Genomic DNA, 14,274 nt, shown 5'->3' with positions numbered 1-14,274 from the left:
GTTCGCTTACAGGCCCGCGTACGGTCCGCCCTTCGCCTCGGTCAAGCGGTCGACCTGGTCGTCCGAGAGGTCAACCGTCGCCGCCGCGAGGTTCTCTTCGAGTTGGTCGATGGTGCGCGCGCCGACGATGGGTGCCGTGACGCCCTCGCGGTGCATCAACCACGCGAGGGCGGTCTGTGCGGCCGACGCGCCCACTTCGTCGGCGACGGCGTCGAGTTCGTCGTGCACGTCGAAGTTCTCCGCCGTGAGGTAGGCGTCCTCGAACCGACTGGACTCCGCGGCGCGCGACTCGCCGGTGAGTCCCTCTTCGCGCGAGTACTTACCGGTGAGAAAGCCCTGACCGAGCGGACTCCACGGACAGACCGCCATGCCGTACGACCGCGTCATCTCGAGGTAGTCGCCCTCTACCTCGCGGTCGACGAGGTTGTAGCGCGGTTGGGAGACGGTGAACGGTTCCCACCCGTTCTCGCGGGCGATCTCGTTCGCCCGCGCCACCTTCCACGCGTTCGGCCGGTGCGTCGAGGCGCCGAGGTAGTGGACCTTCCCGTCTTCGACGAGTCCGTTCAGCGTCTTCATCATCTCCCGTGTGGGCGTCTGGTCGTCCCAGCGGTGGATGTAGAGCACGTCGACGTAGTCGGTGTCGAGGCGGTCGAGCAGCGCGTCGATGCGGTGGCGGACGTTCTTGCGGTTCGTGCCGCGACTGTTCGGGTCGCCGTCGCGAATCTGCCAGTAGATCTTCGAGGCGATGGTGTACCGTTCACGGTCGCGGTCCGCCAGCCAGTCACCGATCCACCGTTCGCTCGCGCCGCCGCCGTACACGTCGGCGGTGTCGATGTAGCGTCCGCCCGCCGCGTCGTACGCGTCCAACAGTTCGTGCGCGCGCTCTTCGTCTATCTCGACGTTCCCTTCTTCGGTCTCCTTTCCGAACCGCCACGTACCGAACTGGAGTTCGCTGGTCTGGATACCCGTGTCGCCGAGTCGAACGAATTCGAGGTCGACGTCCGTCGTGTCGCTCATACCATCGGCAACTATCCGCGGGTCGATAAACCCGTGTGATGCCCTCGTCGGTCGCCGGTTCTAACCGCGGCCCCGGAGTCTCTGTGGCCTTCCTCCGTCCCGTTCGTCTCGGCGGAGTCTCGGGCGCACTACTCCGTCGGGTCGACCGGTACGAGAGTGCCCGGGAGTGAACCGGAGAGAGCGGCGTCGCGTTCGACCTGTTCGCCGCACACGCGTAGGCGAGCGGTCAGTCTGCAGACGCGGTGGTCGCCAGATACCGCTCGACGGCGGCGTCGACGACGTCGGCCCGGGTCTCGAAGGCGTCGTGGGTCTCGTGGACGGCGCGGAGGAGTGACGCACAGCGCCCGAGGTCGGTCGTCACCGTCGTCTGAAGGTCGTCGGCGATGGCGGCCGCGATGTGGTCACGGACGGCGGCGTCGAGGTCGCCGACGTCTGCCGTTTCGACGGCGTCAGTCAGCGTCTCGTCGAGGAGTCCGTCGACGGTGACGCTCACGGTGGTCGTGGTCGCCGAAGGCGTGAGTTCGTCGCGGAGGACGGCGTCGAGGTATGCTTCGACGGCGTCGGCGACGACGGTTCCGAGCGACCGGTCGTCGTCGGTCGTCGCGCGGTGGCGTTCGAGGAGTGCCGCGAGTATCGGGTCCAGTTCGACGTCGAGCGTCGTAGTCGCTTCGAGGCCGTCGTCGGTGCTCGTGAACGACTCCACCTTGGGCGAGTCGACAGAGTCGGAACTGGTGTCTGCCTCCGCGCCGTCGTCGGTCGTGTCCGGTGCAGTCTCGGTGTCGGTGGTCCTGTCGTCGGGTTCGTCGACCGTGGACTCCTCGTGCTCGTCGACGGGTGTAGCCGTCCCCTCGTCTTCGTCGCCGTCTCCGCCGAGGACCCGTCTCCGTGCGCGCGCGGAGATGATGTTGTTCGGGGACGGGAGCGTCTCCTCGAAGTCTGCCGGAACCTCGATGTCGACGTCGGCCCCCGCCGTGCGATACAGTTCGTGGTCGGTACCGTCGTCGCTGGTGTCTGCGTCACTCATAGTGTCTGAATCAGACGTACTGGTCGCGGTCTGGTCGTCTCGAGGCGGTTCGGCGTCGGGACTGCCGTCGGTGCTCTCGGAGTGACCGACAGTGGTCGTGTCCGGTCGGCCGGCCAGTCGGTCAGCGAGTCGGTCGGCGTCCACGCCTTCGGCGGCGAGGTTCGGGGTCGAGACCCGGTCGAGACTCGGGAGCGAGAGGTCGGCGAAGGCGTCGCCCGCGAACGCGCCGAGGCGGGTCGTCTCACTGGTATCTCGGCGCCGAACGTTGGACATCCACGGCGGCGGGCACCACGAGTCGTCTCGGTAGAGCGGGTACACCGTATCGTCGCCGGGCGACCAGACGCACGTCGGCAGGTCGTTGTACTCGTCCGTGCCGCGGCAGTGCGTCAGGACCGTCTGGATGGGTTCGAGGTCCGTGACGACCGACCGAAGTCCCGACTCCGTCGGGTGCATCGAGAGTTCGTAGTGCGTGCTGACGCACCCGCCCGTCTGCACGGGCGGCGAACCGCTCGTGACGAGTTGGACGAGTGCGGCGTCGGCGTCGTCTTTGAGTTCGCCGTACAGGCGTTCGCTGCTGTCGTCGACGGGGACTTCGGGACCGGCGATAGTGACCGTCCCGGGCGTCAGACACGTCCGGGGGTCCTCGAACACCGGGACCGTCTCGACGGCGTCGTGGTCGTACCCGAGGGCGTCGTACAGCTTCGCCGTCTGCCCGACGAGTCGGACCGGAACGGAGACGTCGAGTTCCGCGTTCGCGGCGGCCACGAGCGTCGCGACGTGTACGCCCACCAGTGCGCCCGCGGTGACGAGCGTTCGACCGCCCGCAGTCGCGCGTTCGAGCGCGTCGCCGAGTGCGTCTGTCAGCGCGTCGCCGGGGTCGCTGGCGGTCGCGGCGGTGAGGAACAGCAGTTCGACGTCCGTGGCGAGGTCCGTCTGGAAGCCGGGCGCACCCGCGCAGTCGGTGTGCGTGAAGTCACCGGTGACGACGACGTCGTGGTGGTCGTCGCCGTCCTCGAATCTGACGAGGAACCCGACCGCACCCGGGGCGTGCCCCGCCGGGAGGGGGTGGAGGCGGACGCCCGGACAGACGGTCGTCCAGCCGTCGACGCCGACGAGTGCGTCGGCGACGCCGCGGTCGGTCACGTCGTGGCGTTCGCTCGCCACGTCGAGGACGTCGCCGGCCATCGCCGCCGTCGCCGGCGACGCGTAGACGGGGACGTCCTCGTCGATGCACGCCGGGAGTGACCGGTAGTGGTCGAGGTGGGCGTGCGTGAGACACACCCCCACCAGTCGGTCTTCGGGTCCGAGCAGTCGGTCCAGCGAGGCGTCGGCACCCGCGTCGACAAGCAGACAGGCGTCGCCGTCGCGGCCCTCGTAGCCAAACCGCAACAGGACCGACTCGTTCCCGGCCGACGGATTCGCGTGCTGGTACGAGAGTTCGACCGGGTGGTCGTCGAGTCCTGCGAATCCGGGGTCGGTCGCGGGCTCTGTACTCACGCCCGGCCTCCCGTCTGTCGGTCGGTCACGCGGTTAGCGTCGCCCCTGCCGGTGCGGGTCGCCTCGGTCCGCAGGTCCTCGGCGACGAGGACTCGGGCGACGAACTCCGCGGCCACGTTCGTCTCCCCGCATCCATCCGCGTGGACGAACCGATACACCGCCCCGTCGAACGGTCCGTCGAGGCCGAGGCGTTCGACCGAGGAGGCGAATCGGGGCGTGGACGGACCGACCGACAGGTGGAACTCGTAGGCCGCGTCCGGCGCCGTCTCCGAGAGGAACGCGTCTAACTCCTCCGGGGACGACGGCGAGACGGCCAGCGGATTCGACCTCATCGTCTGGCCTCCGCACCGCGCACCGCCGCTTGGAGGACCTCCAAGACGTCCAGTTCCCGCGACAGCGACGGGTCGTCGACGGCGTCTCGCTCCTCGCGGAGGTACGACGCGAGAACCTCGAACGTCGCCGCGTCGTCTGCCGAGACGCGGAGGGGGACGGACCCGCGTTCGTGTCGCGACCGCCGCGACGCTCGTTGGCCCTCCCGACTGCGCCAGTCGTCGACCGGTTCGTCGGCGTCGTGCCCGCGTACTCGGTCGGCCCACGCACGGAGAGTCCGGGCGTACCGGGCGAGTGCGACGGCTTTCCGGACTCCGTCGTCGTCGTGTCCCGCCCCGCGGAGAGGGGCGGTGACTGTCGTCTCGTCCTCGGTCCCGTCGCGTTCGGTCCACGAGGCGTGCAGGCGTACTTCGGCGTCGTCCGCCACCGGGGCGACCGGGTCGAGTCGGACGAGGACGACGCCGCCGCGAGACTCCCCGTCCGCCGTCGGCGAGGGGAACAGCGTCTCGACGTGGATGGCCCGCCCCGCCTCGGGGTCGGCGTTCGGCGACCCGTAGACGCCCGCGACCGCGTGGTCGTCGGCGTCGACGTCCACCGAGAGGTCGAACGCCAGCGGCGAGACGAAGTAGTCGAACTCCTCGCCGAGGCGGCGTTCGAACTCCGCCGACGAGTGGACGAAGTAGTGGTTCGCGCCGCGGACGGCCGAGAGGTCGCTCGTCAACTCGGCGTTCGCGTCGATGCCCATCCCGACGAACGTCGTGTGGACGCCCCCGTCGGCGGCGTCGGCGACGAGGTCGGTGAGCGCCGCCGACCCGGTGAGACCGGTGTTCGGCATCGCGTCCGTCGTGAAGACGATGCGACGTTCGCGGTCCTCGTCGGCGGGTGCGTCGGCGAGGAGGTCTCGGGCGGCGTCGAACCCGGCGCTCATGTCGGTGCCGCCGCCGGCCTGCACGTCGCGGATGTGACCGCGAATCGCGGCGAGGTCGGTCTCGTCGACGCGGCCGAGGGGTTTGGCGACGTGTGCGTCGCCGTTGTAGAGGACGACGCCGAAGCGGTCGTTCGGGGCGAGGTGACCGGTGAGCGCACACAGCGACTCGGCCGCCGCCTCCAACTTCGTCTCCGCCGAGCGTTCCTCCGCCGGGACCTCCCGCCGAGTGCCGGTCTCGTCGTAGTAGTACTCGTCGAACCCGCTCTGCATCGACCCCGAGACGTCGAGGACCGCGACGAGGTCCAGCGGCGGGCGTTCGAACTCGGAGACGGGGAGCGACGAGTCGAGACCGACGGCGACGTATCGTTCCTCGTCGCCGGTCACGGGGTTCGTCGAGACGGACTGCGAAGACGTGGGGACGAACATCCCGGCCGCGTCCGTGTCTCCGCGCGTGGGGAACCGGTAGTCGTGGAACAGGCCCTCGGGGGCGAGCGAATCCGGCCGGGGCGTGTAGCCGTTCGCGACGTTCTCGCGGAAGTTCGACGCGTCGTTCGCGCCCCCTGTCGCGAGGCCGATGGACTCCGGCGCGGCGACCGAGTGGTCCTCCACGGTGTCCGTCGGATGCGCCTCGCCGGTTGGCAGTCGGAACTCCCGCGAGTCGAACTCGCGGTCGCAGTCGAGACAGACGACCCCCGGAGGAGTGGTGGTCCGCCAGGAGCGCCAGTCGTCGACGGGGTACGAGCGCTCGTCGTCGGGTGCGTCGAACGTGGTCGCGGTGTCGACGACGTAGAACTCGTCTTCGACGTCGAACTCCGGGAGTGCGGCACGGACGGCGGGGTAGTCGTCGACGGCGGTCCACTCGCGGAGGTCACCGCCGCACGACGGACAGTCGGCGTCGTCGACGGTTTCGGCCGCTGCCGGCGTACAGACACGCACGCCCGAGAAGGCGTACTCGCGTCCAGTCAGGAGGTCGAACCGGACGTCGCTCCGCGCCGGCGCGAGGAACACGCTTCGGTGTTCGCTCCCCGTGTCTATCGTGAGGTGCCAGACCGTCTCGTCGCCCTGTTCGGTGCTGCGGTGCGTCACGAACGTCCCGGTGACGTCGGTTCGTCGTTCGTCGTTGGTGTCGGTGTTCATCGTTCGAGGGGGTGGTGGTAGTTGCCCGTGACCGTCGTGAGTCGAGAGGTGATATTCTGAATCTCGATGTGTTTTCATCTATCGATACGACGGGGAGGAGTGATAAAGCTTGCGACAAAAAATAATTCGATGTAGATTATTTTCCCAGATTCGAGTCGTCAAACGGGAACAGAACCCGAGGTAGAGGCCCCCCTTCGGCGCTGTTCTGCCACTTTTCTCTTCCCCGCGTCGGCAGTATCGAGATAAGTTTCCGATAGTGAGACCGAGACACAGAGCGGACATCACCGGAAATTGCGAATTTTTTCCTCGAACGGCCCGACGCCGAGTCGGCACGCGTCGCGTCCGGGTTCGGCGTTCCGAACGATACTACGGCCAAACAGGTGAGAAAGGACGCGAACGGGACGAAGAGCGCCAGTCAGACGAGAGGCGGCAGCGGGCCGGACCGACGTCGACTCGGCCGCCCGAGTGTCTGATAAATAACGCATCGACAATAGTTTCCTGCACGATTTAAGTAGCGGGCGCGCCAAGCACGGCTAATGACCACGCGCGAGGACGGTGACCGCTCCGAGAAGGCGCTCGTTCGACGCCTCCCGGACATCAACTACTGGTGGCCAGACTCCAACCGGGAGTACCGCCCGGGGCGCCCGGGGTGCATCCCGACGAAAAGATCCTGGGCCAACTACAAGGCCGACTTCTACAGCGCGATACAGAAACTCGCGTGGGACCCCGAATCAGAGGCCCCGCAGACGCGGTTCTTCGCGATCGCGGGGTCGGAGAACACGGGGAAGACGACGCTCCTCGGTCAACTCGTCAGACTGTTCGTCGACGACCGGTTTCGAGAACTGCTGTGGACGCTCCCGGAGACGGACGACGTCGAGCATCTCGCGCGCGGGCCTCGAGACGTGCGCACCGCCTGGGCCATCGACAGATACCACTACGACCCGAGCGATGCCGACGGAGAGTCGTCCCACTTCGTCAACCAACTCCCGGACCTCGGCCCGAATCGCGTCCTCTACCTCCCGCTCGACGCAGACCCGGCCTTCCAGCTCAGACCCGAACGCCAGATACGGGACGCAGTCGCGTACTACGAAGCGGAGGTACTCGACGGCGACCCCGCAGAGACGCGTCACTTCGTCTTCGTCGACGACGTCGACGTCCTCGACGACGACGCCGGCGACGACGGCTGGGGGGAACTGGTCGCCGAACTCTGCCGCGACGCTCCCGCGCGAACGGTCGTCGGAACCGCCACCTCCGACGACGTGGTCGAACGACAGTTGTACGACGCCGAACGCGACGAGATGCGACTGGACGACTACGAGATAGAGACCATTCTCCCGGCGAAGTTCCGAGACTACCTCCAGCGTCGATACCCGCTGTTCGAGGGGGCGAACGCGGCGGACGGCGTCGAGATGGCGTACCACGCAGCGCTCGACGGCGACGCCTCGCTCGAACGGGACCCGGACACGTACCGTGTCAGTCCGAGTGAGTTCACGACGAAGGTGAGGGCTGCCGTCGACCATCCCGACGAACTGCTCTCGGCGCTGGAGTCGTACGAGTCGCAGTTGGACCGGATGTACCGACTGGTCGGCAGCGGTGGCTCGGACTCGCCGCGGGCGTGGATCAAGCGCGCGTTAGAGGAGTACCTCCTCCTGGGCGGCTACCTCGCACTCGCCCTCGACGACGACCTGTTCGAGCGGTCGGACGAGTGGTTCCGCGCGTACCTGCGAGGCGACGCCGACGGAGAGGGCCACACCTTCGCCGACGACGCCGGCAGCGTCGCAGACGACCTCCTCGGGTCGCTCCACGAACAGGCCCCGTCGCTGCAGTCGATTAAGCCGCGGCGAGTGCGGGACCTGTCGCGACTGTATTCGTGGGTAGCCGACGAGTTAGAGACGAGGCCGTTCGACTACGACGACCTCCTCGGGGAATCCGGCGACCCCGGGGATTGGATTCTCGACGTCGACAGGCGCACGCTCCGCGAGAAGTACTTCGCGACGCTCGAAGAACTCGTCCTCGTGGCGTTCAGCGACGGCTACGGCCAGAAGAAACCGCGCCACCTCCGCGTCGGGCTTCGCGACGTCGGCCTCGGGAACGTCCTCCAGTGGCGCGACCTCGACGACGTGACGAGCGACCGCGACGGCGTCCGCTCGAAACTCGAGTACATGGTGGCGTTCGACCACGTCATCCGGTTCAGCTACAACGTCAACCATCCGCTCGACCCGAACTGCGGCGTCGTCCGATACTGGCGCGACGGCGACGACTTCGTCGAGTTCGTCCCGAAGGTCAGGGGAGCGCCGGTCCCCATCGGCATCGACACCGCCTCCGACACGCCCGTCGAGAAGATAGACGCGGTCGGACGGTTCCTCGACCGACAGAGCGCCGACCCCGACGCCGGCTTACACGACTTCGTGCGGTACGAACCGACGGTCGGGTCTCCCCGAACCGGACCGTCCGGTGGGCTGTCGAAACTGTCGGAGTGGCTCGAGCGTCGCGTGCTGGACGCACTCGAAGACGCCGGCGAAGTGGACGGACTGAGCGACCTGTGGAACGCGTCGGTCGAGGCGTTGGCGGCTATCGACGGCCTCAGTCGAGCGGACGCCGAGACGGTCGCGGACGCGATAGCGCTGTACGACGCCGTCAGCGACGTACGCGGCGTCGGCCCGGCCAAGCAGGAGACGCTGTGGAACCCGGGGACCGACGACCCGACCCACTGGACCGTCGAGCGACTGGGTGCGGCGACGGTCGCGGAGGTGGCGGCGCTCGACGGGTTCACCGAGACGACCGCCGAACGGGTTATCGAAGCCGCGAAACATCGGACTGAGCGCGGCGAAGACGGCGAGTACGAGCGCCGCATCGACCGTCTGCGCCGCGGCGACGACGGCTGGTGGAACGGGCTGCGCGAGGAACCGGACAGCGAGTACCGGGGTTCCTACGAGGCGTTCAGGTGGGGCGAGAACGACGACGACCCGACGGGGGGGTCGTCCGGCGCGACCACGCACCACCGCATCCACGACGGCGAGGCGCAGTTCGGACTGGTGCTCACCGGCGGGAACAGCGTCGAGCGATACGAGAGTCCCGAAGACGAGAAACCGGTCTACGCCGTCCCGCTCTGGCTGTTCCTGACGCTCGCCTGAGAGGGACCGGGCGGTTCGAGGGAGAGACTCCCCTCTCCCGTGACGCAGATGCACCATCCTGCGGACGGCTCTCGACGACCGGACGCGCGGCGGCGATCACACGGGCCAGCCGTCGAGTGAGACCGGTCGACTCCGAGAGGAGACACCCGACCGGTAGGAGTGACGGACGGAACGTAGCCGCGTCTAGGTAGCTGTAGATTGATTGAGGATAGATAGCAGATTCGAGAGGGTTTGGTGACTGTGCAGTCAGATTCTGAGAATAGATAACGTTCGAGTGAGTATCAATGAGCCAATATATTTTGAATCTAGAATTGATATTTTCGTATTCCGATTTACAAACACGAATCGGGACTATACGTCCGTACTGTGGGGAGAACTCTCAGCGAACGAGGTTCGTTTGTGGGTGAAGCGGAGAGGGGGCGGCGCTGAACTGTTCGGGACCGCGATTCGTCACCGTCCGGTGGCGACCAGTTCGAGGTCGCTCCCAGCGTCGTCGAGGGAGTGATAGACGACGCGGGCGGCGGCGAGGTCCTGGATGGCCAATCCGGTCGAATCGAAGACGGTAACGCCGGCGCGGACGTCGCCGCCGAATGGGTCGTGGTCGACGACTTCGCCGAGTTCGGCGTCGATGTCCCGTCTGTCGAGTCTCTCCGTGCGCCAGGGGACGTTGATTTCGCCGGAGTGGGTCGTCTGCTCGAAATCGTCGATGACGAGAGTGGCCTCGCGCACGACCTCCGTCTGTAGCTCCTGTTTCCCCTCGGCGTCGGCCCCCATCGCGTTGACGTGGGTGTGGTCGCCGAGGTCGTCCACCGACACGATCGGTGATTCGACCGGGGTGACCGTCGAGAGCACGTCGCACGACGCCGCCTCCGCCACCGTGCCGGTCCGTACGTCGAAGTCGTTCTCGAACGCCTCGACGAACCGGGCGAGTCGGTCGTCGTCGGGGTCGCTGACGACCACCGTGTCGATGGGCCGGACCTCGGCGATCGCTTCGAGTTGCGAGTACGACTGGACGCCGGCACCGACGATGCCGAGCGTCGAGGCGTCCGGGACGGCGAGGTGGTCGGTGGCGACTGCGGCCGCCGCCCCCGTCCGCTTCATCGTCAACGTCGTCGCGTCCATCACCGCGAGGGGAAAGCCGCTCCGTGGGTCGGTGTACACGAGCGTCCCCATGACCGTCGGCAAGTCGAACTGGCTCGGATTGTCCGGGTGGACGTTCACCCACTTGATACCCGCCGCCTGCCAGTCGTCCGTTTCGAGGTACGCGGGCATCGAGCGGAAGTCGCCGTCGTACTGGGGGAGGTCGACGTACGATTTCGGAGGCATCTGCGCCGTCCCGTTCTCGTATGCGGCGAACGCGGCTTCGACCGCGGGGACGAGGTCCCCCATGTCGAGATGCGCTTCGACGTCGCGGCTCGAAACGATAGTCGTCCGGGTGGTACTGCGTTCGGTCGTGTCGTCTGTCGTGCTCATAGTGTGCTGTTAGTGTGGTGGGGTCCGGAATGGTCGGACTCGGCTCGATTCGAGATTCGGGGCGAACGGTGTCCGTCGCCGGCCGGAACCCGCTTCGCACGGCCGGGACTCCGTCGACGCTCACCGTGTCCCGCCTACTGGCGTCCGCGTCCGCGATAGTGACGCCTTCGACCGCGGGAAGACGGCTCTCGCCCCGTTCGCGTTCCCTCGAACACGCGTCGGGAGAGCGACGCCCGCCGGGTTCCGGGCCGTTTCCGCGCCACAGGTCTTTCCGCCGCCGCCGACGAACGCTATCGACATGCTTCGGCGAAGCTAGACGCGGGCGTTGCTCCGAGTCGCGACCCGGAGGAGTGCGTCTCTGTCGGTGGCGTCGATGCCGCAGTCGTCGAGCGTTCGTCCGTCGGCGCGGAAGTCCGTGTGGTGGACGTCCTCGGCGAGTTGGATGAGCGAGTCGATGGTCGGCGTCTCGACGCCGCAGGCCGCGGCCATCTCCGAGAGAGGAACGAGACCGTACGGGACGTCCTCGGTGACGTAGCGGTGGTCGAGCGAGTCCGGCCCCTGAATCGGCCCGTGGATCGAACTCGTACGCAGGGAGTTCGTCGTCGTCGCGTAGTACTCGTTCTCCCCGATACCGTACCAGTCGTGGAAGAGTTCGCCGACCGTCTTCACCTCCAATCCCAGCGCCTCGCCGATCTCCGCTCGTTCCTCGTCGACCCTCGACATCACCCGTCCGATCGAGTCCGTGACGTTCTGGTACAGGTAGTACTCGTCGTCCGGCGACTCGATTTCGCCCGCGTTCAGCAGGGCCCCGACGGGATGAATCACGGGGTTCGCGTTGAACAGACTCGTCTCGAGAACGTTCTCCGCCGCACTGACGGAGAAGGGGAACACGTCGTCCATCTGCTCCGCGAGCACCGACGAGTGTTCCGCCGGGAGGCCGGCGACGGAGAGTTCGCGCTTGATTCCCAGGACGTGGACGCTGCTCGGACTGGTCTTCCGGACCGCGTACGCGAGCGAGGGCGTCTCGCCGAGACGAATCTCCGGGGCACCCACGTCGTCGAGAATCTGACGATACTCGAGTGCGCTCATGGTGTTCGCCGAGAGCAGGACGAACGGTTGTCCCTCGGAGAGGTGCGGACCGACGGCTTCGGCGAACGGTTCGAACGCGAAGTTCGGGACGACCTGGATGACGAGGTCGGCGTCTTCGACCGCTTCTGCCGGATCGGAGGTGACGGTCGCCGGTCGCGCGTGGCCCTCGTTCGCCGCGCCCGTGATGTCGATTCCCTCGTTGCTCCGAATCGCTTCCAGGTTCGACTCGAACTTCGGAAGTTCGAACAGCGTCACGTCGTGGCCCTGAATCGTCAGGTCGGCGGTCGTGGTGAGACCGCCCGCGCCCGCGCCGAGGACCGTGATCTGTTGTCCCATGACTCACGCATCGACGTGTACCGCCTTAATTTTTTCGTGGATGATTTTATGAAATAAAATTCTATATTTGCAAATAGCCGTCAAAAGATGGTCTCGTCGGGTCTGTGTGGGGAGGTGTTATCTGTGGTCTACATAGGCGTCGAAGCGACTGACCGAGAGTCCCTCGTAGAACTGGGACGGTTCGTCGTCGAGGAGTTGCTCTGCGATTACGCTCCCCGTCGCCGGGGCGAGTTGGATGCCCGACGTGCTGAACGCCGCCACGGAGAAGCCGTCGACGCGCGTCCAGCCCACGACCGGATTACCGTCCGGCGTCGAGGAGCGGATTCCGACCCGTTCGTCGACGACTTCGAACGTCTCGACGGTCGGGAGGAGCGATTCGAGCAGTTCGAGACCCCGCTGTCGGAGGTCCGAGGGGACGGCGTCGCCGACCTCATCGGGATCGTACTCTGTGGCCTCCTCGTGTCCGCCGGGGGGGTGGTTCGTCATCAACACGCGTCCGTCGGCGTTCCGTCGGATGGAGAATCCGGACTCGTGGTGGGTTATCCACGGTAGCGTGTACGGAATCTCTTCGTCGGGTTCGAGTTCCAAGACCGGAGCGAGCGTGTGTTTGACGGGGAGTTCGACGCCCGCCATCTCGGCGACGCGGGGGTTCCACGGTCCGGCGGCCGAGACGACCGCCGCCGCCGGTCGTTCCTCGCCGTCGACGGAGAGGCCGGAGAGGACGCCGTCGTCGACCGAGAGGTCCGTTACGGTGGCGTTCTCGTGGAAGACGGCACCCTCGTCCCGCGCCCGGTCGACGAATTCGAGCGCCATCTCTCGCGGTCGGAGATAGCCGACCTGCGGCCGGAACACGCCGCCGGTAACGACGTCGGTGTCGAGGAACGGCAGCACGGCCGTCCGCTTCAGTTCGTCCGGTTGGACGAAGTCGACCGGGGACGTGTCGACCCGGTCAGCGTCGGCGTGGGCGAGTCGCTCGCCTCGCTCTTCGACCGCTCGCCGGAGCGATTCCGCGCCGTCGTCCGACGTCGCGACGTCGAGTAACCCGGTCGTGACGTATCCGGGGTCGGCGCGCGGCGACGACAGGAACTCGTTGTACAGTTCCATCCCGTACCGCTTCATGCGGTACTGCGTCTCGTCGCCGTAGAACCCGAAGAACGCGAGCGACTTCTTCGTCGTCTCGTTCGCCAGCGTCCCCTTCTCGTAGACGTGGACCGGTTCGTCGGTTCGCCGAGCGAGGTGGTACGCGATGCTGGCACCGACGATACCCCCGCCGACGACGTGATACCCGCCTTCGGCGGTCATCAGGTCGCCGCCTCCGCTGTTCCGAGCGTGGAGCGATAGGCCGCCTCGGGGTCGTCGCGTCTCACCGGTGAGGTCCGGTTCGGAGACTCGCTGTCGTTCGGTCCCGGGAGCCGGTCTCGTACGTCGTCGGTCTCCTGAGAGACCGACTCACCGGGGCCTGTCCAGCCGTCCGCTGAGGAGTTGCGTCGTGCCATGCTATCAGGCTACATGCAAAACGACTGGCTCACTAGGGAATAAATCTTTGGTGGCGAGGGAGGCGTCCGGGGCCGTATTCCACTGCTGGACGGAGTTTGCCGTCTTCGACCAGCCCTCGCCGCGGCGTTCGGCCAGTCGACGCCCGCCGTCCGCCCCACTCGGTCGTCGTCGCCGTCGCTTCCCCCGCCCGGAGGAGATTTTTTATATCTGCTCTCGTATTCGAGTTCATGGCCGTGTTAGCTGCAATCGGAGAAGAAGAGGCATCGAAGCGGGTTATCGAGGTGGCCGCGGACCTCGCGACGGCGTACGACGATACGCTCGTCGTGGTACACGTGATTCCGGAACAGGAGGTGGACGAACACATCCGAACCATGCGGGAGTTGCCGGGGTACTCCGATACCGGCGTCTCGGACGAGAGTGACCGGGCCGCGGACTTCGTCAGGCGGATGGTCGAGCAGACGCTGGACCGAGAACAGCGAGAGCGAGTGGACGTCGCGGGGCGCGTCGGCCGGCCGGAGACGCAGGTCCGTTCCGTCGCCGAGGAAGTCGACGCGAGGTACGTCGTCATCGGTGGGCGGAACCAATCGCCGGTCGGAAAGGCCATGTTCGGCAGCACGACGCAGTCGATTCTACTGAACTCCGACCGTCCGGTGCTCACGGTCAGGACGCCCGACTCCTCCTGACGACGCCTCGGCGACCGAGCGACTTCTGGCGAGAACTGTCACCGCAATCGGTAGTTTTAGTCACCGCCCCGGCGAACCTCCGACACCGAAGGCCCAGGGTACTTCCGGAGTCATTCCGGAGTTCGCCCC

The 14,274-nt window shown here is 66.8% G+C and carries 9 protein-coding genes; 2 read left to right on the top strand and 7 right to left on the bottom strand.

Annotated elements, in window-relative coordinates:
* Positions 1–6 precede the first annotated feature (6 nt).
* The 4 genes from BM310_RS17080 to BM310_RS17065 form a co-directional block, all read right to left on the bottom strand.
* Positions 7–1,017: an aldo/keto reductase gene (locus tag BM310_RS17080; RefSeq protein WP_089810028.1), complete on the bottom strand. Its 1,011-nt coding sequence runs from the start codon at positions 1,015–1,017 to the stop codon at positions 7–9.
* A gap of 226 nt (positions 1,018–1,243) precedes the next feature.
* The gene (locus tag BM310_RS17075) at positions 1,244–3,538 is read right to left on the bottom strand and encodes an MBL fold metallo-hydrolase (protein WP_089810026.1); all 2,295 of its coding nucleotides are present in this window, start codon (positions 3,536–3,538) and stop codon (positions 1,244–1,246) included.
* Positions 3,535–3,870, bottom strand: coding sequence for a hypothetical protein (locus BM310_RS17070; protein WP_089810024.1), 336 nt, complete (start codon positions 3,868–3,870; stop codon positions 3,535–3,537). Before BM310_RS17070 ends, BM310_RS17075 begins: the two co-directional genes overlap by 4 nt.
* Positions 3,867–5,933, bottom strand: a complete 2,067-nt coding sequence (locus BM310_RS17065; RefSeq protein WP_177232683.1) for a vWA domain-containing protein — start codon at positions 5,931–5,933, stop codon at positions 3,867–3,869. The genes BM310_RS17070 and BM310_RS17065 overlap by 4 nt, the downstream gene beginning before the upstream one ends.
* A gap of 536 nt (positions 5,934–6,469) precedes the next feature.
* Here BM310_RS17065 and BM310_RS17060 point away from each other — a divergent pair.
* On the top strand, positions 6,470–9,067 hold the full coding sequence (locus tag BM310_RS17060) for a helix-hairpin-helix domain-containing protein (protein ID WP_089810020.1): 2,598 nt from the start codon (positions 6,470–6,472) through the stop codon (positions 9,065–9,067).
* 450 nt (positions 9,068–9,517) lie between these two features.
* On the opposite strand, the gene BM310_RS17055 is transcribed toward BM310_RS17060, so the two are convergent.
* From BM310_RS17055 to BM310_RS17045, 3 genes are all read right to left on the bottom strand, one after another.
* Complete coding sequence (locus tag BM310_RS17055) at positions 9,518–10,540, bottom strand: ornithine cyclodeaminase family protein (RefSeq protein ID WP_089810018.1); 1,023 nt, start codon at positions 10,538–10,540, stop codon at positions 9,518–9,520.
* Positions 10,541–10,852: 312 nt separating this feature from the next.
* Positions 10,853–11,965, bottom strand: a complete 1,113-nt coding sequence (locus BM310_RS17050; protein WP_089810017.1) for an NAD/NADP octopine/nopaline dehydrogenase family protein — start codon at positions 11,963–11,965, stop codon at positions 10,853–10,855.
* 117 nt (positions 11,966–12,082) lie between these two features.
* On the bottom strand, positions 12,083–13,267 hold the full coding sequence (locus BM310_RS17045) for an NAD(P)/FAD-dependent oxidoreductase (protein WP_089810015.1): 1,185 nt from the start codon (positions 13,265–13,267) through the stop codon (positions 12,083–12,085).
* Positions 13,268–13,689: 422 nt separating this feature from the next.
* Between BM310_RS17045 and BM310_RS17035 the strand changes: the two genes are divergently transcribed.
* Positions 13,690–14,145 carry a universal stress protein gene (locus tag BM310_RS17035; protein WP_089810011.1) on the top strand — a complete coding sequence of 152 codons (456 nt, stop codon included), beginning with the start codon at positions 13,690–13,692 and terminating at the stop codon, positions 14,143–14,145.
* Positions 14,146–14,274: the final 129 nt, after the last annotated feature.

Origin of the sequence: Halogeometricum rufum (assembly GCF_900112175.1) — an archaeon.
In the GTDB taxonomy this organism is placed as follows: domain Archaea; phylum Halobacteriota; class Halobacteria; order Halobacteriales; family Haloferacaceae; genus Halogeometricum; species Halogeometricum rufum.
The sequence above is the reverse complement of the archived record's forward strand: the minus strand, read 5'-3'. Positions and strand labels throughout refer to the sequence as shown.